The organism is Yersinia massiliensis (genome assembly GCF_003048255.1).
Classification (GTDB): Bacteria; Pseudomonadota; Gammaproteobacteria; order Enterobacterales; family Enterobacteriaceae; genus Yersinia; species Yersinia massiliensis_A.
Genome location: NZ_CP028487.1, coordinates 1,431,018 through 1,449,563 on the forward strand (window position 1 = coordinate 1,431,018; position 18,546 = coordinate 1,449,563).

Sequence of the window (18,546 nt, forward strand, 5' to 3'; positions counted from 1 at the left end):
TTTGTCAGCTATCTCAAGCAGAGCCTAAGCTCTGCTTTTCTCTGCCCCTAACTTAAACTATACTCAACTTGCGCATAGTTTAATAAAACGTCATGGATAGACGAGGGAAAAGGATGGATGCTGTATTTATTGAATTGCCACCATTTGAACGCGTTAGATTAGATTACTTATCAGACGATGATTATCGAACCTTGCAGACTGCATTAATGAATAACCCAACGGTTGGAGATGTTATTCAACAAACTGGCGGTTTGCGCAAAATGCGATTCAGTGAGGCGAAAACAGGGAAGGGCAAGCGTAGTGGTGTCAGAGTCATTTATTATTGGTGGGTCGAGCGTTTTCAATTTTTGCTCTTCACCATTTATAGCAAAGGTGAGATGTCTGACTTAACCCATTCGCAGCGGAAAATACTGAGTAATCTTCTTAAGTCCCGTAAATCTGAATGATATATATCGAGGTAACTGATGAAAAAAAGAGATTTATTTTCAGAATTGGTTGAGGGAATGGAAGCGTGGGGAGAGGCAAATACGGGAAAGAAGACACTGAAAACCCACAAAGTCTCGACTGAGAATACCGTGACCCTGACGTCAGAAGAATTACGGCACATCCGTGAAACACTGAATATTTCGCAGGCGCTATTTGCGCATTACTTGCAGGCGGGTATTGCAACTTACCAGAATTGGGAGCAAGGCCGAGCCAAACCCAATAAGCAGGCTATCTTACTGATTAAAATGGTACAAAAAGATCCCCATACACTGCATACGCTCGCTGAACTGTACGAATGATGGGGCATCGTTTATACGTTAACTATCACGCATGGCTACTGGCAGTTGCACCGGTAGGCGTGGATACCGTGTTATCTGCGTCAGCAACGGCACCTTTCGGTGGCTTGATAATGAGCGTTAACAGCAAGGAAACCACAGATAACACCGCGATAACGATAAAGGTGGCGTGATATCCCCCCAAACGCGCGGCAATAAATGAACCTGCCAGTGCACCCAATCCAAAGCCCTGATAGATAACACCGTAGTTTTTACTGTGATTTTTCAGACCAAAGAAATCGCCGACGATAGCAGGGAACACGGTGATATTGCCGCCGAAGCAAAAAGCAATTGCCCCCACACACAAGAAGAACAGTGCGTGAGTGAGTGGCGCAAAAGTCAGGACGCAAACGGCTAGGGTCGTCACCAGTAAAGTGAAGCTAATCACGCGCAGACGGCCCACTTTATCGGAGAGCGCCCCTAAGATGATGCGTCCGGCAGTGTTAAATATGGCGATGGCTGACACGGTATTTGCTGCGGTAGCCAAGTCCATTCCTGCCAACTGCACACCTAAATCTTTCACGATGCCAATCAGGTATAGGCCACTCATACATGCGGTGAAGAAGATAATAAACAGGAAATATGACTCTTTGACCGCTAACATCTCGCCCACGCTAAAATCACGTCCTGCATTCACGGCAGGTTGATGATTGGCGACTTGCGGCGCAGCCACTTTTTCCCGCAACAGGAAAGAACCGGCTCCGACCAAAACCATCACAATAATGCCCCAATAGAAGAACGCTAATGAGACACCTTGGTTGGCAATCAGGCTGGCATTTACATATTTGAACAGTAAACTACCGGTGCCAAATGCCCCAACAGAAATACCTGAAATCAGCCCCTTACGTTCAGGGAACCACTTAATCAGATTGGACAGTGTGGTGATGTAGGCAGTGCCATCAGCAAAGCCGACCACCATCCCCGCCAGTAGATAAATCATGCCCAGAGAGGTCGCAAAGGAACTGGCAATCAGCCCCAAACCGAGGATAACGCCGGAAATCAGCGTCAGTTTGCGAATACCAATACGTTCTTGTAGGCGGCCGGCAAAAAGCGTCGCGATAGCAAGCGAGAAACTGGTAATAGAAAATGTGGTCGCCACTGCGCCCAGTGACCAACTGAATTTTTCCCCTAATGGCTGATTAAACAAGCTCCAAGTATAGATAGTGCCTAACCCCATCTGAACGATGATGGTTCCTACAACAATTAGCCAACGATTTACCGGTTTACTGCGCATGCCGGACTCCTTAAACATCAATGCAATGAGGCCCGAATATGGCGATTGAGAGAAATCAATTGCGTCGGAAGCCTAAAAATTACGCGCTGATGGGGCACCGAAAATCTTGGGTAGAGGTGCTATCAGCCCGCCGAATGAAACCAGTATACTGGCGGGCTAATCGCAAGAGATCGAAAGGGGAATGAGCTGCACTCCACGTGGAATGAAATGCATTTAAAGACGCATCAGTTGCCTGAATTCTTTTATCTTGCTACGGCTGACGGGGACTTCGAAATCCAAATCGCTGAGCCGCAGAATGTAAGTGTTATTAAACCAAGGCACAATTTCACGGATTTTGGCTAAGTTCACGCAATAGGAGCGATGGCAGCGGAAAAAATACTCCTCCGGCAAGCGGCTACAAAACTCGGTGATATTCATCGGCATGATGAACTCTTCGCGGCGGGTATAGACCAGCGTGACCTTTTCTTGCGCCGCTGCATAGTAGATATCATTGATGTCAGTGACGATGATGCGCTCATCTTTCATCAGATTGATAGTGTGCGCCGCAGCACGGGGGTTAGGGCTACTGATGTGCTCTTTATTTTGACGATCGCGCTTATACAGTGCCTCCAGCTTTTGCAGCATGGTGACAATGCGTGACTCGTGATAAGGCTTCAAAATATAGTCGAATGCTTCAATCTCAAAAGCCTCAACCGCATGCTCTTTATAGGCGGTGATAAAGATAATATAAGGTTTATGGCTAAATTTACTGATGTTTTGGGCCAGTAATACGCCATCTAGCGACGGAATATTAATATCAAGAAAGATGGCATCGACCTGATGATTTTGCAGGTATTTCAGTACATCTAACCCATCATCGAAGGTCGCTTCAATGCTGATATTACTGTGCTGGTGGATAAGGTAACTCAACTCTTCTTGAGCCAGAAATTCATCTTCCACAATGATTGCTTTCACCGGTTAAACTCCGGCCGTAATACGGGGTTCTGCATGGACCTTGCCACCATTTTTGCTGATAAAAAATGAAATCTCGGTGCCTGGTTCCATCCGGCGTATTTGCAAACCTTCGCCATAAAGTAATTTCACCCGATGATGCACATTCAGTAAACCAATTTTATTGCCTGGCATTTCGTTATTGGCGACACGTTCAATAGTTTCGGGATTAATACCATTACCGGTATCTTTTACCGAGATTTTGATTTGATCGCCATGATCTTTAACCGCGATAACCACCACGCCTTTGCCTCTGTAGGGTTGAATGCCATGCACAATGGCATTTTCAACCAAGGGCTGGATCAGCAAACTCGGGATTTTTAGCGAAATATCATCGTCAATATCATAAATAACCGTGAGCTTACTGCCGAAACGAGCCTGTTCAATGGCGATATAATCCTGAATTTGATGTAGCTCCTTACGGATATCAATCTGTTCATCGTTCAGTTCAAGGTTATAACGCAGATAACGAGACAAATTGATGATCAATTGGCGCGCGGTATCTGGATTGATACGAATGGACGACGAAATGGCATTCAAAGCATTAAACAAAAAGTGCGGGTTAATTTTGCTTTGCAGTGCGCGCATTTCCGCTTTATTAGCCATTTCACGTAGTTGCTCGATACGTGAAACTTCAATTTGCGTTGAGATTATTTGCGATAAGCCCACAGCCATCACTTTTAAGGAATAGGTGATTTTATGTGCGTGGCAATAATAGATTTTCAGTGAGCCCGTCACTTCGCCTTTTTCCCATAATGGAATAATAATCAGCGAGTGAATCTGCGGTGTACGGTGCACTTCATCGTTATTACGAATGGTGATTTTACCGCGTTGAATACTTTCTTTGGTGATATCACTGATGATTTCATGGCCGATATTATACGTTTCGACTCCTGTTCCAACGTAAGCCAAAATATGCTGAGTATCAGTGATAGCCACCGCATCAGCCTTAATATCGGTACGAATGATTTCACAGACGCTGCGTAAGGACTCGCCATTAATATTGCGAAAATAGGGCAAGGTTTTATTGGCGATGTCCAAGGCGAGTTTGGCTTGTCGCGCGGCGATAACCTCTTTTTCATCCTCAACACTTTGCACCAGCAGCACAATCAACCCGATACACACGGCCCCTAAAATCATCGGGATAGCGATTTTTGACACGATATCAAGACCTAATGCGGTCGGCTTGGCCCAAATCACCACTAACAGCATCGTCAGTGATTCACAAATCATGCCCGCCAAAATACCGATACTCCATTGGCGCTCTTTCTTCACCTTCAGGTTGATATAGCCAGACAGCAGGCCAGCAATAATGCTGGTAATCAAACAGGGAACCGACGTTATGCCATCAATATCAATTAAATAACGATGAGAACCCGCAATCAGTCCGGTGATGATCCCGACCCAAGGGCCAAACAGAATACCGCCAGACATCACGGCAATAACACGAACGTTGACCAACGAACCTTCGACATTAATACCGGAGTAAGTGCCAAAAATTGCAAATGACGAGAAAATCGCTGTCACGGCAGCTAATTCCAGTGGCGTATGCTTCTCTTTTTGCAGCAACTGACGAAACAGGCGGGTGCGGGTCAGGAAGAACAGGCAAATGAGCATCAATGCGGCGCGATCAAACACCGCCAGTAGCATTTCAAATATCTGGTGCACGCTATTTTCTCTTGGCTACAGCCTAGGATATGAGCTCGGAAACAATCCGATCTTGAGGAAAATAAGCGGCTAACTATAAGCAAAAGGGTAGGTGACTGCTACTTTATCCGTGCTATTGGTGTCGCAAAGCGATACCTGCCAGCGGAATGACCGCCAGCAGGAGAAGCTAGAGGGGAATTATTCCGTCATGCCCAATTGCTGCTTTCCGATTGCTGTCAAATTATCGGCGGTGGCTCTGCCGGTGAAATCGACTTCAAAATCATCGGCGGCAAAGTCCGGTGGTGAACGCCCATCGATAAAACTGGCTAACTGGCGCGGCAAATAGGCGGCGTTTTTTTCGCACCATGGTGCGGCGGCGATGTACATCACGTTGCTATCAAATTCGCCATTATGCTCATTCTCTACCGAATGAATCACGTCGCAATGCCAAAATACGGTATCACCGGCTTCCAAATCAGGAATAGGGGAAATGGCTTCCATTAAAAGAGGATGCCACTCTTCGCTTGCCGATAATGCGCGTCCTGGTGCAGCCCCACAGAGATCATCGTCAGCCACATCATCTTGAATGGCGCGCAGCAACATATAGGCCATTGCATTGGCGATAGGGATAACGTTTAACGTCCCCGCGTGAGTTCGTTGGGGTGTCAAGGCGGTCCAACCTTGGAACGTACGGAACATCGAACACACCGCCGGTGAGGGGAATTCACGTACTTCTGGGCGGCCTTCTGCGGCGAAAGGATCATATTTTTGCCATTCACCTGAGAACACATGGCGGTAGACATGGCGGAAGTTCTCATCCAGCCAGCGCTCAATCGAACCGCCATCGACATGGGGTGATAAGCCGAGTGAGGAGGATTTAGGTGGGCGACGGCGTGTCCGATCGGCGTAGGTGACGACGCGATTAGCATCAAAATGTTGCTTGCCGTGACTCTCGGTTTGCCACAAATTATTCAAGAACACTTGTACCGCATTCATGCGTTTGTCCTGACGGGCTTCAACTTGCGGTGTTGACCAGTAAATACCGTAAATCTGTGGCTTACTGGCCGCAAGAGTACCGAAGTAATTATCTTCGGCCGCATTTTTCAGGCGCTCAACAAAATTATTTCGCGCTAAATAGTCACCAATTTCACGGTTCCAGCCGGCGGCTTTTTCTTGGGGGAAAACACCGAGGATGGCACAGCATCCGCGTTGTTTTATCTGCGCTTTTTGTTCATCAGTGACTTTACCGTTGATAATGTCATCGGCATGAATACGTGGAACGGGGTTCTCCCCCTGCGCTAAACTACGACGGATCTCGGTCACTTGTTGGCGAATATTCTCTTCTACCGCGCGGAATACCTGCTGGTAATTGGGTAATGCCTGGCGTAATTGTTGTTTCACCGTTTTGATTGCTGCGGGAATGTCGTCTATTTGTAATGAAGCCATAATGTTGATTCTCCGATAGCGGTAGGGTTAGGTAGGTGACTGAGATTCGGTGTGACTGGCCATTTGTGTATTTTTTGTTATCTTCAAGTAAACATTATTCAAGTAAAATGGAGAAGAATAAAGGGATGAGGTTATAACAAAATTTCCCCTTTAATTTTCGTTGTTCTACTTACGGCTGAAACCTGAAATTTGAGAGAAAAATGGCGCCTGTTATTCCTATGTTTGGTCGTACTGCAATATCACTGAAAACGCCACGGCTGACGCTCGATAGCCTGAATGAGCAGGATTGGCCGCTGTTTTTGCGCTTATATCAAGACCCCGAAGTACAACGTTTTATTTCTGATCCGATGGATTTAGCTGACATTCGTGCTCGGTTTGAATCACGCGTCATGCCATGGGAAAAGACGGCCAGCCATTGGTTATGTCTGGTTATCCGCGACAGAGAAAGTGGTCAATCAGTGGGGCTAACGGGTTTTCTTCCCGAATGGTCGCCACTTCAGCAAGCTGAGGTGGGGTATGCCATGTTGCCCTCTTTTCAGGGCCAAGGTTTTGCCAAAGAATCACTGATGGCAGTGTTGGCGTTTGGTTTCCAGCAATGTTTATTCCATAAAATGAAGGCGACGGTGACAGTCGGTAATGATGCTTCGCGTGGGTTGCTTGAACGCTGCGGTTTTCAGTTGGAAGGCACGTTGCGTGATAACTATTTGCTGGGCGGTCAATGGTGCGATGACTGGGTCTTAGGGCTATTGGCGGCAGAATTTCAGCCTTCGGCAGTTTGAAGACCATCGTCGCTTTGAAGGTCATCGTTTTATTGGAGACCATCGTCACTTCTGCGATAACAGTCATTTCTGGCCAATATCTTTTATCCGACCTTATCAACGATCCATTTACATCAACTTATCCGATGAGTGAGATTTTTATCATCGGCTACTCGACAGTATTACGGCGCTGGGATATGTTCATCAACAGACCATTTTATGGTCAGCGTCGCTCGGATGGTCCGGGCGCTAACGTATCCCGAGGAATTTATGGCTGAATACCCTTCCAAACGTCGTTTTACCCGAATCGAACGTCTTCCCCCTTATGTTTTCAATATTACTTCTGAGTTAAAAATGGCGGCGCGCCGTCGTGGTGAAGATATTATTGATTTCAGTATGGGTAATCCTGATGGCCCGACACCACCCCATATTGTTGAGAAAATGTGCAGTGTCGCGCAACGTGAAGACACCCATGGCTATTCAACTTCCCGCGGGATCCCTCGCTTGCGCAGAGCTATTTCCCGCTGGTACGCCGATCGCTACCAAGTGGATATTGATCCCGACAGCGAAGCGATTGTCACGATTGGTTCGAAAGAGGGGCTAGCGCACCTGATGCTGGCGACGCTCGATCACGGTGATACCGTGCTAGTACCCAACCCGAGCTACCCGATCCATATTTATGGGGCGGTAATTGCTGGGGCACAAGTCCGTTCGGTACCCCTGGCTGAGGGCGTCGATTTCTTCGGCGAGTTGGAGCGCGCGATCCGCGAAACCATCCCTAAGCCAAAAATGATGATCCTTGGCTTCCCTTCTAACCCGACGGCGCAGTGTGTTGAGTTAGACTTTTTTGAGCGGGTCGTGGCGCTCGCGAAGCAATATGACGTGCTAGTGGTACATGATTTGGCTTACGCCGATATTGTGTACGATGGCTGGAAAGCGCCGTCAATCATGCAGGTTCCGGGTGCGAAAGACATTGCTGTTGAGTTTTTCACCCTCTCCAAAAGCTACAATATGGCCGGTTGGCGTATCGGTTTTATGGTCGGGAATCCGGAATTGGTCAGTGCACTGGCGCGGATTAAGAGTTATCACGACTATGGCACTTTTACCCCGTTACAAGTTGCAGCCATTGCGGCGTTGGAAGGGGATCAACAGTGTGTGCGAGATATCGCCGAGCATTACCGCCAGCGCCGTAACGCCTTGGTGCGCGGATTGCACGAAGCAGGTTGGATGGTCGATAACCCAAAAGCCTCAATGTATGTTTGGGCTAAAATCCCTGAACCTTACGCACATTTAGGGTCACTTGAATTTGCCAAACGTCTGCTATCTGAAGCGAAAGTGTGTGTCTCGCCGGGGATTGGATTTGGTGATTACGGTGATACCCATGTTCGCTTTGCTTTGATTGAGAACCAAGATCGAATTCGTCAGGCTGTGCGCGGAATTAAAAGTATGTTCCGCGCCGATGGTTTGCTGAAACCCAATAAATCGGTACCGGACGAAACAGCTTAAAATCTCTTTCTAGGTTTCATCACTATGCTGGTTGGTGACTTGAGGTGGCTGGCCAGCATAAAATCACGCTCTTCAACATGTTATCTGTCTCGCCTTCATGTTCTCTTCAGCAGTAATACACCATACTCATCATTAACGACGTTATTTATTGTGATATTTCGGAGTGTGTGGCTATGAGAGATCGCTATTCGTTACCCCAAATCGCCCTGCATTGGCTCACGTTAGTGATGTTGATTTTGACCTATGCCGCCATGTTGCTCAGTGACAGTGTGCCGGATGAGGATCGAACATTAGTTAAAAACCTGCATTTCAATTTTGGCATTTCCGTGTGGTTACTGATGCTGATACGGCTTTGGCTACGCCATCGAAATGTTATCCCCGCTATCACTCCGAAATTACCGGATTGGCAACTTTTAGGTGCGCATATTTTGCATTGGGGGCTGTATCTGATGTTCTTATCTTTGCCGATATTAGGCGTGTTGGCACAAGCTTACGGCGGGAAAACGTGGTTTTTTCTGGGCTGGCAAGTGCCGCAATGGGTCACCCCTAATGATGACGCACGCGTCTATCTCAAGCAGACCCATGAGCTAATCGCGAATTTAGGCTATTTTGTCATCGGAGTACATGTGTTGGCGGCGCTTTATCATCACTATATTCGCCGTGATAATACGCTGCGCAGAATGATGCCAGGTAAATAATCTGGAGCGGCGGAAATGATAAAGGGCGCTAATGCGCCCTTTATACGATGTCAGCTAGTGGATGGTTTGAGCCAAACTTACTCAACCATCATCATAAAGGTGCCAATCCAAACCACCAGCATGATTGAGATACCCATAAAGAAATATTTCACTGAACAACTCCCCTTGGAGCTACCTCGCCAGTCACGATCCCAATTGCTGCGCTGAGTATCAAAAGTAAATGAATAGGATCGCGCTAATGTAAGCCCAACAGGGGGAACTGACAATACTGTAATTTTATGCATTAGATCACAATTTTGCATACCGACAGCAAAGTCCGTTAGTCAATGTATTGAAGTGTGAAGCGATTAACGTTTTTTTTAATTCTCGCCAAATAACAAATTGTTACTTTCAATGCTAAATTTAAAGCACATCAGGTGGAAAAGCCTATGTCTTGATTTTCCGCACTGCCACGTCCGCTTCAAAACCGAGCAGATAAAGCGCCTGCTCCAATGCTTCCACTTTAGAGGCGTAATACACATCCAGCAGGCGATCCATTTGTGCTGCATTCAAACCGAGCTTCCGAGCCAGATCGGCTTTACGGGTTTGGGTCGCGAGCATCGCATTGTGCAATTCCGCTTTCAAGCGCACTAAAATGGGAACGTGAACCGCAATGTCATCAGATTGCAGCGCTGAAGGTGCCGGAACAGGGCGGCGTTCCTCCATCTCTGCGGCAATGCCATTCTTAATTCCCTCCTGCGCTTCCAGCTCAATATCTTCCAAGGAGTAAGTCACAGAGGCCATCTCAGGGAAGTCGCGATACAGAATGTGGTATTCACCGCTGGCTTCATCAAAAGTATAACTGGCGGGGTAATGGAACATGGTGTCACTCCTGTGGTAAACGCGGAACGCAAAGTAGTGGCATTGTACTGGTATCAGCGAGATCTGGGGACTTATTTGATGCTTTTATCCTAACGCCGGTGAGCGGTACCAATAGTGAACAATATTCGTCATAAAATTACGCCAATATTATGGTCATTTTCATTAAATGATAAGATTAACTTAACGGACGATTTATTAATTTTTAAGTGATGCTTATTTTAGAAACTCATACTAATAATATTCATTTCTCTGTGTGAATGAATAAACGAATAGGTAGGGTTATTGACCATTAATGATATTGTGGAAAGTGCATTATTTAAGTTTTTTCTTATCATGAGATGACCCAAATAACGCAATAATTGTTAATTAAATCACAGTTTCTATTTTAATCTCTTTGGCTGCTTGTATTCATTTTCTAACCTGTTAGGGTTGTGAACAAGTAAGTTAGGATTGTTACTGTCTAACAGGCAAAACCTAAATCTCTGGCGATGTTGGCTCTCAGTCATCACGTCGCCAGAGATTTAGGTTTTTTTTTGCTTTCAAATCAGCCGATGCAACAAGCTGGCAGCAGCTCGCATCCTCGGTAACGTGACAGAGAATGATGTGATGAAATATGAACAACTGGCGAAAGAGATTATTGAAAATGTGGGTGGCCGAGAGAATGTGGTTAGCTTGGTGCATTGCGCTACCCGTCTGCGTTTCAAACTCAGGGATCATAGCCTGGCACAAGCTGAGAAGTTAAAACGTTCACCCGATATTATCATGGTGGTTGAGAGTGGCGGGCAGTTTCAAGTGGTGGTGGGTAGCCATGTATCTGATGTGTTTAACGCCATTAACCAACTTGCAAATTTACAACCGGGAGATAATGCGTCAACAACCAAAGCGGCGAAAGGGAACCTGCTGAACCAATTTATCGATATTGTTTCTGGTATTTTTACGCCGATCCTTGGCGTGATGGCGGCAACAGGGATTTTAAAAGGGTTGCTCTCACTGGCATTAGCGTTACATTGGACCACTGATGATAGCGGGACTTATTTAATACTGTTTGCTTGTGCGGATTCTTTATTCTTCTTTTTACCGATAATGTTGGGATACACCGCCAGTAAAAAATTTGGCAGTAATCCGTTTATCGCCATGGCCATTGGCGGGGCTTTAATTCATCCCTCAATTATTGAAGCTTTTAATAGCGGTGTGACGGAATATTTCTTAGGGATACCCATTACCTTTATTAATTACAGCAGTTCGGTGATGCCGATTATTTTTGCCGCTTGGGTCAGTGGCAAGTTAGAAAATAGACTGAATAGTCTTTTTCACAGCGCGATCAAAAATATGTTCACACCGCTGTTTGCCTTGGTGATCACCGGTACGCTGACGTTTTTATTGATTGGCCCCGTGACCACCAAAGCGGCGATGCTGCTTGCTGATGGTTACCTGTTCCTCTATCACGCTAACCCTATTATTGCTGGCGCGTTTATGGGGGCAGTCTGGCAGATATTAGTTATCTTCGGCTTGCATTGGGGCCTGATCCCTATCGCGTTGAACAATTTAAGCACCGTCAAATATGACACCTTAATGCCCCTGTTACTGCCTGCGGTGTTTGGCCAAGTCGGCGCATCACTGGGCGTCATGTTACGTACCCGCGATGCCCGCTTAAAAACCTTATCAGGGTCTGCCGTACTGGCAGGGATCTTTGGTATCACCGAGCCTGCGGTTTATGGCGTGACGTTACCCAATAGAAAACCGTTTATTTTCGGCTGTATCGGTGGGGCTATTGGCGGGGCCATTATTGGCTACTATCAAAGTACAATTTACTCCTTTGGTTTGGTCAGCATCTTCAGTTTTGCACAGATTATCCCGCCCACTGGCTTCGATGCGACCGTCACGGGGGTGATCATCGGTACCTTGCTCTCCTTCACATTTGCCGCCGTCATGAGCTATCTCTTCGGCCTTAAGCAACCCGACCCCGTACAGACTGACATGACCGTCGAACCACAGCATCAAGAGAACCGCAATATCACTCTCGCTAGCCCAATGAGTGGTCAAGTGGTTGCGCTCAGTGACGTTAAAGACCCTACTTTTGCGAGTGAGTTGATGGGGCAAGGCATCGCCCTGTTTCCCAGTGAAGGGCAAGTCTTCTCGCCGGCTAATGGTGTTGTGGAGTCATTGTTTAAAACCCATCACGCCATCGGTATCAAAAGTGATGAGAGGGCCGAGATTTTGATTCACGTGGGTATTGATACCGTCAAACTCGATGGCCAGTACTTCACCGCACATGTGCAAAAAGACAGCCGAGTCCAGCAAGGTGACCTACTGCTGACCTTTGACTGCGAGAAAATTAGCGCTGCGGGATATGACCTGACGACCCCAATCATTATTACTAACAGCGAAGATTACAGTGCGGTAGTGCCAGTGCAGGCACAAACCGTCACCGCACGAACGTCACTGATCACATTAGTGAATTGAATTTAACCCAGAAAAATATAGGAGCGACCATGGCACATCTATTTCCAGCAGACTTTTTATGGGGTGGAGCAGTGGCAGCCAATCAGGTTGAAGGGGCCTATTTAGCGGATGGCAAAGGGCTATCGACCTCAGATCTGCAACAGCAAGGGATTTTTGGCCCTATCGTTGAACGGACACCGGGCGACCGTGAAGGCATCAAAGATGTTGCTATCGATTTTTACCATCGCTATCCACAGGATATCGCCCTGTTTGCCGAAATGGGGTTCAAATGCCTGCGAACGTCTATTGCTTGGACGCGTATCTTCCCCAATGGCGATGAAGAAACACCGAATGAGGCAGGGTTGGCATTTTACGATCGCTTGTTCGACGAAATGAAGAAATACGGCATTGAGCCGCTGATTACGCTTTCGCACTATGAAATGCCCTATGCGCTGGTCAAAAACTATGGGGGTTGGGGGAATCGGAAAGTGATCGGTTTCTTCGAACGTTATGCGCGCACGGTCTTTACCCGCTACCAGCATAAAGTGAAACACTGGCTCACGTTTAACGAGATCAACATGTCACTGCACGCGCCGTTCACTGGGGTTGGGTTGGCAGAGGGCAGTTCAAAGCAAGACATTTATCAGGCGATCCACCACCAACTGGTTGCCAGCGCGCTGGCAGTCAAAGCCTGCCATGACATTAATCCTGAAGCCAAAATAGGGAATATGCTACTGGGCGCGATTGCTTATCCACTGACCAGCCGACCCGAGGATGTGTTTGCCGCGCATCAGGAAAATAATCATTGGTTGTTCTTCGGCGATGTTCAAGTACGCGGGTATTATCCTCCCTACATGCATCGTTACTTCCGCGAGTCGGGGATTACCCTGAACATCACTGAGGAGGATCGTCAGGCGCTGAAATCAACCGTCGATTTTATCTCATTTAGTTACTATATGAGTTGCTGTGCCACCGATGATGACTCGCAGAAACTGAAAGGTAATATTTTGGATATGGTGCCTAATCCTCATTTACAGGCATCAGAATGGGGTTGGCAAATTGATCCACTCGGTATGCGTTATCTGCTGAATTTCCTCTCCGACCGCTATCAAAAACCGTTATTTATTGTCGAAAACGGCCTCGGTGCCAAAGACCGTTTGGAAGCTGACGGCAGTATCAATGACGACTACCGCATCAACTATATGAATGATCATTTGGTCCAAATCCATGAAGCAATGGAAGACGGCGTTGATGTGATGGGGTACACCAGTTGGGGACCGATTGATTTGGTCAGTGCCTCGAAGGCAGAAATGGCTAAACGCTACGGCTTTATTTATGTTGATCGCGATGATAGTGGTCAAGGTTCGCTTGAGCGTTATCGTAAAAAAAGCTTCTTCTGGTATCAGTCGGTTATCAATAGCCAAGGAGGCACATTGAAATAATCGCGTATATTACGCCGCAATGTTTATTGTGGCGTAAAATTCAGGGATGAAATAACGCATGAATCTTATTTAAAGCAATAACAAATTACGGGGATACTCTTTTTAAGTAACAGAAAGGAACTTCCTTTCTTTATACCTTAAATAATCCGACCTCTCGGAATTAAATAAACACATCTGTCGTTTTTTATATGGCAGAAAACAGCACTTGATATAGACGTTAATAATAATCGAGTGAATAACGACTTTGCATTTTTATATTAATTATCGCACTGGGAATTATTATGATAAAAAAACGCTGTACCAAACATTCGTTGTTGCTGCTCGCCGGCGTAATATCATTACCACTGGCAGCACAGGAAAACTCAATGTTTAGCAATCAACTGTTCACCGACAGTTCGCTGGACTTCTCCACACGTAATATGTGGAAATATTTAAATGAAGAAGAAACGGGTAAAAAGAACATCCATTCAGCTTGGGGACAAGGCATTACGCTCGATTATAAATCCGGTTACCTGGCTGACATGATTGGCATGGATGCCTCTTACTATGGCGTTATTAAACTTGGCGCAAGTGATTACTTCGCTTCTCGTGGCATTTTATTTAACGACGGCAGATATCCAGGTGCCAATAAAGATAATGCCAGTGGATTTAATAAAGTCGGCCAACTGTATGGGAAAATGAAAGCCGGTGATGACGCATTGGGTGCCAATTTATATGGTGGCTGGAAAACGCTGAATAAGTTCGGGGCGCTAACGACCTCCAATCGCGCTGCGCCCAACAGTTATTTGGGATGGAGTGGTGATATTAATTTTGATACCTATCGGCTACGTTTGGCTTATGTCACCAGCTCTTATAACCGTGACTCACCGGATAAAGTCTCGTTTGCCACTAACGATGGCCAATCGCTTACTTATATTTTCACCGGGGATGTGCGTTATAAATCCGAAAATCTCACCGCTCAGTATTTTTATGGTGAAAGTAAAGATTACTTGCAACGGCATGGTTTGGAAACCGAGTGGAATGCGCTGAAAAAATTGCAAATTGGTACTCAGATTTACGGTACTGAAGGGCAAGAAAAATGGAAGTCCATGGCGGCAAGCAAACAGAGTTTTGATGATAGCGCTTGGCACTATGCTGTTGATGCACGTTGGAAGGAAAAAGACTGGTTCACCAAAGTGGGCGTTGCTTACACCGATGCCAATAAAACCAACGGGATCGGCCAGTTCCCCCGCCATATCAGCAAGAACTCACGTGGCACCTTTAATTCTATGGCCACGGCTGGGCTGGATTATATGCGCGATGGTGAAACAACGTTTTCACTGGCAACGGGGTATAACTTAACGCCGGAATTAACCACCGGTATTTACGCCAACTATGCATTCTTTAACTTTGAAGACCAAAGTATCCATGAAAGTGAGGTTAATCTTTATGCACGCTGGGTACCCTCCCAGACACAGCTGAAAGGGCTGTCTGTCTTTGTTATGGCCGGCCCTGGCTGGACCTATCAACAACAAAATTATCGCCCAATTCGTGGCAGTGATGGTGAGGTCCAACGGGCAAAATCACTCGCTGCTGAATTGGTTATTGATTATAAATTCTCTATTTTCTGATGCTTAAAAAATAGATTCATTTGATGAGTAAACAATATTTTTAAGCTGTGTTTTACCCTGCGAAAAATGACACAAACTAAAACTCTTTAGGAAATCATCATGAAAAAGTTTTCATTATTAATCGCGTTGTTATCTTCGCTTATTTTTAGCCCTCTCACCATTCAAGCCAAAACAGTGGATGATAATACGGTCACCATTTACGTCACCCGCCATGGAAAAACCATGTTCAATACGGTTCATCGGGTTCAGGGCTGGGCTGATACCCCATTAACGGCCGCTGGCGTGACGGTAGCAGAACAACTTGGCAAAGGGCTAAAAGAGGTTGAATTCAAAAAGGCATATGCCAGCGACCTTGGGCGAGCGCGTCAGACTGCACGTATCATATTGACGGCAAAAGGGCAGCCAATGGATGTGGTTGAAAGTGAAAAACTGCGTGAATTCTGTTTCGGTATTTACGAAGGTGATCTTGATGCCAATATGTGGGGAGCCATTGCCACCAAGTTAGGTTATGAATCCGAAAAAGCGCTATTTGGTGATTTCGCCAATGGGAAACTGCCGTTTAGCAAAATGTTTAGTGGTGTGGCGTTAGTCGATAGCAGTGGTGAGGCCGAAACCTTTGATACCGTCAAAGCGCGTATGCAGTCGGAGTTAAAAACTATTGCTGAGGAAGCGGCCGCTCAAGGTGGGGGTAACGTGCTGTTGGTTTCACATGGCGCGGCTATTCTAGCCATGATATCGGACATGAGTGCAACACCTATTACGGCACCACTCTCTAATGCCAGCGTGACGATGATTACTTATAAGAACGGTGAATTCACTGTGGGTAAGATCGGTGACATGAGCTATGTAGAAAAAGGCGCAAAACGCTAATTAAGTACTGAGAAAACATAAATAACCCTCTCTATTATGTTGAACTGCCCCCAAATGTTGGATAGCAACCTGACATTTGGGGGATGCTTTTAATGATATCGGTATTCATCTTTACGGAAACTCATTGCATCAACGAATATTCAACATCACATTAACCTGTAACTGATATCACTCAAAACCTATCACGCAATAATTATTTTTTAATCTTAAGTTAAATTTCAATAAATAGTTCGGATTTCTCATTTCAAATTCATTTTGACATCTGTTAATATCCCCTCCGCTATAACCCTTTTAAATCAAAGACAAAAATTACGTGTATTTGTTAATGGTAACCATTGGTTATTGTTATCCCCCTATGTTTTAAAATGGTAATCATATTAACTTAAGTTAAATTATCACTATTTATTTCGTCCAGTTATGGTGTTCAATCTTTTATTGAGAATATTGCTTTTATGATGAAGAAAATAATGATGGCTTCCACCTTAATAACCGTTTTTTTATTAAGTGGATGTGCCACTGAGTCCTCAAGGTCATTAGACGTCGCAAAGGTGGCTTCCTATGGCACGCAATATAACGGCCCACGTAGCCCTATTTCGGTCGGTAAATTCGACAATCGTTCTAGCTACATGAGCGGGATATTCTCCGATGGCGTAGACCGCTTAGGGAACCAGTCAAAAACCATTTTGGTGACGCACTTGCAACAAACTGGTCGCTTTAACGTATTAGAGCGCACCAACATGGAAGAGCTGAAAACAGAAGCGGCTATCGCAGGGCAAAACCAGCAATTGAAAGGCGCTACCTATGTCGTGACCGGCGATGTGACCGAATTTGGCCGCAAAGAGACGGGTGATCGTCAGCTATTTGGCATTCTGGGTCGGGGTAAGTCTCAAGTAGCTTATGCCAAAGTGAACTTGAATATCGTCAATGTGAAGACTTCTGAAGTGGTGTTCTCTTCACAGGGTGCAGGCGAGTATGAATTGTCCAACCGCGAAGTGATTGGTTTTGGTGGGACAGCAAGTTACGACTCTACCTTGAACGGCAAAGTGTTGGATTTAGCTATCCGCGAAGCCGTCAACAATTTGGTGGCCGGCATTGAATCAGGTGCATGGCAGCCAACGAAGTAAAGGTTAAATGCCTTTAAATTCCTAATCACGAGTATGGATACCGCAATATGAAATTAGTGCAAAAAATATCTTTGCTACTGGCAACTGCTGTATTGGCAGGCTGCGCCACAGCACCAAAACCTATTTACAACTGGGATAACTACCAAGCAACGATTTATGATTACTATAAATCAGATAGCAGCCCTGAAGAGCAAATTACGGCTTTAAAAGAAAATATTGAAAAATCTCGCGCGAAAAATATGCCGGTCCCGCCGGGTCTGCATGCCCATTTAGGCATGCTGTATGGCAACACTGGGCATACCGATTTAGCCATGGCTGAGTTCAATACCGAGAAGGCAGCATTCCCAGAGTCTGCGCCATTTATGGATTTCTTGATGAGCAAGGATAAAGGGGCATTTAAATGAAATCGATTTTCGCAATATGCGCGGTCATGATGGCATTGCTACTGACGGGGTGTGCTAAGCCAGTACAGCATGACTATTCAGCCTTTAAGCAAAGCAAACCCAAAAGTATTTTGGTACTGTTGCCGCAAAACCAATCACCCGAAGTGGCTGCTAGCCATGGCATGTTATCTCAGGTCACACTTCCATTATCTGAAGCGGGTTATTACGTGTTGCCGGTCGCCGTGGTTGAAGAGACATTTAAGCAAAATGGCATGACAAACGCAGGTGACATCAGTGCGGCTAGTCCAGCTAAATTGCATAAAATCTTTGGTGCAGATGCGGTGCTCTACATTACCGTGGTGCAATATGGCACTTCTTATCAAATCATCACCAGTGATACTCGCGTAACAGCGAATGCTAAATTGGTCGATTTGAGAAATGGTCAATTGCTGTGGAGCGGCAGTGCGACGGCATCGAGCAACGAGGGTGATAATTCATCGGGTGGCATCATTGGTATGCTGGTTCAAGCCGCGGTAACCCAAATAAGCAATACCCTGACCGATCGTAGCCACGATATTGCCGGTGTTACGAGCGCTCGTATGCTGACTGCGGGAACACCTAACGGTATTTTGTATGGTCCGCGTTCACCACAATACGGTAAAGAAGCTCACTAAGCCTCTTGAGTACATTTGCCCCCTAAACGAGTAGGGGGCA

At 46.0% G+C, this 18,546-nt stretch carries 18 protein-coding genes; 12 read left to right on the forward strand and 6 right to left on the reverse strand.

Annotation, left to right across the window (positions count from 1 at the left end):
• Positions 1-113 precede the first annotated feature (113 nt).
• Positions 114-446 (forward strand): toxin, encoded by a 333-nt coding sequence (locus tag DA391_RS06575; RefSeq protein ID WP_050080100.1) that lies wholly within the window; start codon positions 114-116, stop codon positions 444-446.
• Between the two features lie 18 nt (positions 447-464).
• Positions 465-785, forward strand: a complete 321-nt coding sequence (locus DA391_RS06580) for a helix-turn-helix domain-containing protein (protein ID WP_050080099.1) — start codon at positions 465-467, stop codon at positions 783-785.
• A 25-nt stretch (positions 786-810) separates the two neighbouring features.
• Here the strand turns inward: DA391_RS06580 and DA391_RS06585 are convergent, their stop codons facing one another.
• From DA391_RS06585 to DA391_RS06600, 4 genes are all read right to left on the reverse strand, one after another.
• The gene (locus DA391_RS06585) at positions 811-2,055 is read right to left on the reverse strand and encodes an L-lactate MFS transporter (protein ID WP_057649765.1); all 1,245 of its coding nucleotides are present in this window, start codon (positions 2,053-2,055) and stop codon (positions 811-813) included.
• 213 nt (positions 2,056-2,268) lie between these two features.
• Positions 2,269-3,009, reverse strand: a complete 741-nt coding sequence (locus DA391_RS06590) for a LytR/AlgR family response regulator transcription factor (RefSeq protein ID WP_050080097.1) — start codon at positions 3,007-3,009, stop codon at positions 2,269-2,271.
• A gap of 3 nt (positions 3,010-3,012) precedes the next feature.
• Positions 3,013-4,713: a sensor histidine kinase gene (locus DA391_RS06595; RefSeq protein WP_050080096.1), complete on the reverse strand. Its 1,701-nt coding sequence runs from the start codon at positions 4,711-4,713 to the stop codon at positions 3,013-3,015.
• Between the two features lie 177 nt (positions 4,714-4,890).
• Positions 4,891-6,138, reverse strand: a complete 1,248-nt coding sequence (locus DA391_RS06600) for a DUF1479 domain-containing protein (protein ID WP_057644823.1) — start codon at positions 6,136-6,138, stop codon at positions 4,891-4,893.
• 218 nt (positions 6,139-6,356) lie between these two features.
• Here DA391_RS06600 and DA391_RS06605 point away from each other — a divergent pair, with 218 nt between their 5' ends.
• From DA391_RS06605 to DA391_RS06615, 3 genes are all read left to right on the forward strand, one after another.
• On the forward strand, positions 6,357-6,917 hold the full coding sequence (locus DA391_RS06605; protein WP_050080139.1) for a GNAT family N-acetyltransferase: 561 nt from the start codon (positions 6,357-6,359) through the stop codon (positions 6,915-6,917).
• A 249-nt stretch (positions 6,918-7,166) separates the two neighbouring features.
• Positions 7,167-8,402: an alanine transaminase gene (gene alaC / locus DA391_RS06610; RefSeq protein WP_050287341.1), complete on the forward strand. Its 1,236-nt coding sequence runs from the start codon at positions 7,167-7,169 to the stop codon at positions 8,400-8,402.
• A 173-nt stretch (positions 8,403-8,575) separates the two neighbouring features.
• Positions 8,576-9,100, forward strand: a complete 525-nt coding sequence (locus DA391_RS06615; protein ID WP_050080093.1) for a cytochrome b — start codon at positions 8,576-8,578, stop codon at positions 9,098-9,100.
• 77 nt (positions 9,101-9,177) lie between these two features.
• Here DA391_RS06615 and ypdK read toward each other — a convergent pair whose 3' ends face one another.
• Positions 9,178-9,252: a membrane protein YpdK gene (gene ypdK / locus DA391_RS06620; protein WP_099460453.1), complete on the reverse strand. Its 75-nt coding sequence runs from the start codon at positions 9,250-9,252 to the stop codon at positions 9,178-9,180.
• Between the two features lie 274 nt (positions 9,253-9,526).
• Positions 9,527-9,961 (reverse strand): hypothetical protein, encoded by a 435-nt coding sequence (locus DA391_RS06625; protein ID WP_050080091.1) that lies wholly within the window; start codon positions 9,959-9,961, stop codon positions 9,527-9,529.
• 606 nt (positions 9,962-10,567) lie between these two features.
• Between DA391_RS06625 and bglF the strand changes: the two genes are divergently transcribed.
• The 7 genes from bglF (at position 10,568) to DA391_RS06660 (ending at position 18,506) form a co-directional block, all read left to right on the forward strand.
• Complete coding sequence (bglF, locus tag DA391_RS06630; RefSeq protein ID WP_108087476.1) at positions 10,568-12,424, forward strand: PTS beta-glucoside transporter subunit IIABC; 1,857 nt, start codon at positions 10,568-10,570, stop codon at positions 12,422-12,424.
• A gap of 29 nt (positions 12,425-12,453) precedes the next feature.
• A complete protein-coding gene (locus DA391_RS06635) occupies positions 12,454-13,845 on the forward strand; it encodes a glycoside hydrolase family 1 protein (protein ID WP_050080089.1) in 1,392 nt (463 codons plus the stop codon).
• 281 nt (positions 13,846-14,126) lie between these two features.
• Entirely contained in the window at positions 14,127-15,455 is a 1,329-nt protein-coding gene (locus DA391_RS06640) for an OprD family outer membrane porin (protein ID WP_108087477.1), read from the forward strand.
• A 99-nt stretch (positions 15,456-15,554) separates the two neighbouring features.
• A complete protein-coding gene (locus DA391_RS06645) occupies positions 15,555-16,325 on the forward strand; it encodes a histidine phosphatase family protein (RefSeq protein ID WP_050080087.1) in 771 nt (256 codons plus the stop codon).
• Between the two features lie 452 nt (positions 16,326-16,777).
• Entirely contained in the window at positions 16,778-17,449 is a 672-nt protein-coding gene (locus DA391_RS06650; protein ID WP_050287346.1) for a CsgG/HfaB family protein, read from the forward strand.
• Positions 17,450-17,496: 47 nt separating this feature from the next.
• Positions 17,497-17,853: a DUF4810 domain-containing protein gene (locus DA391_RS06655; protein WP_050872895.1), complete on the forward strand. Its 357-nt coding sequence runs from the start codon at positions 17,497-17,499 to the stop codon at positions 17,851-17,853.
• Positions 17,850-18,506, forward strand: coding sequence for a DUF799 domain-containing protein (locus DA391_RS06660; RefSeq protein ID WP_050080085.1), 657 nt, complete (start codon positions 17,850-17,852; stop codon positions 18,504-18,506). The genes DA391_RS06655 and DA391_RS06660 overlap by 4 nt, the downstream gene beginning before the upstream one ends.
• Positions 18,507-18,546 lie beyond the last annotated feature (40 nt).

Excerpts from the sequence above, each read along its gene's own strand:
- bglF (WP_108087476.1), top strand. The coding sequence starts at position 10,568 with ATGAAATATGAACAACTGGCGAAAGAGATTATTGAAAATGTGGGTGGC.
- DA391_RS06580 (WP_050080099.1), top strand. The coding sequence starts at position 465 with ATGAAAAAAAGAGATTTATTTTCAGAATTGGTTGAGGGAATGGAAGCG.
- DA391_RS06585 (WP_057649765.1), bottom strand. The coding sequence starts at position 2,055 with ATGCGCAGTAAACCGGTAAATCGTTGGCTAATTGTTGTAGGAACCATC.
- DA391_RS06660 (WP_050080085.1), top strand. The coding sequence starts at position 17,850 with ATGAAATCGATTTTCGCAATATGCGCGGTCATGATGGCATTGCTACTG.
- DA391_RS06600 (WP_057644823.1), bottom strand. The coding sequence starts at position 6,138 with ATGGCTTCATTACAAATAGACGACATTCCCGCAGCAATCAAAACGGTG.
- DA391_RS06650 (WP_050287346.1), top strand. The coding sequence starts at position 16,778 with ATGATGAAGAAAATAATGATGGCTTCCACCTTAATAACCGTTTTTTTA.
- alaC (WP_050287341.1), top strand. The coding sequence starts at position 7,167 with ATGGCTGAATACCCTTCCAAACGTCGTTTTACCCGAATCGAACGTCTT.
- DA391_RS06635 (WP_050080089.1), top strand. The coding sequence starts at position 12,454 with ATGGCACATCTATTTCCAGCAGACTTTTTATGGGGTGGAGCAGTGGCA.
- DA391_RS06615 (WP_050080093.1), top strand. The coding sequence starts at position 8,576 with ATGAGAGATCGCTATTCGTTACCCCAAATCGCCCTGCATTGGCTCACG.
- DA391_RS06605 (WP_050080139.1), top strand. The coding sequence starts at position 6,357 with ATGTTTGGTCGTACTGCAATATCACTGAAAACGCCACGGCTGACGCTC.
- DA391_RS06645 (WP_050080087.1), top strand. The coding sequence starts at position 15,555 with ATGAAAAAGTTTTCATTATTAATCGCGTTGTTATCTTCGCTTATTTTT.
- DA391_RS06640 (WP_108087477.1), top strand. The coding sequence starts at position 14,127 with ATGATAAAAAAACGCTGTACCAAACATTCGTTGTTGCTGCTCGCCGGC.
- DA391_RS06625 (WP_050080091.1), bottom strand. The coding sequence starts at position 9,961 with ATGTTCCATTACCCCGCCAGTTATACTTTTGATGAAGCCAGCGGTGAA.
- DA391_RS06575 (WP_050080100.1), top strand. The coding sequence starts at position 114 with ATGGATGCTGTATTTATTGAATTGCCACCATTTGAACGCGTTAGATTA.
- DA391_RS06655 (WP_050872895.1), top strand. The coding sequence starts at position 17,497 with ATGAAATTAGTGCAAAAAATATCTTTGCTACTGGCAACTGCTGTATTG.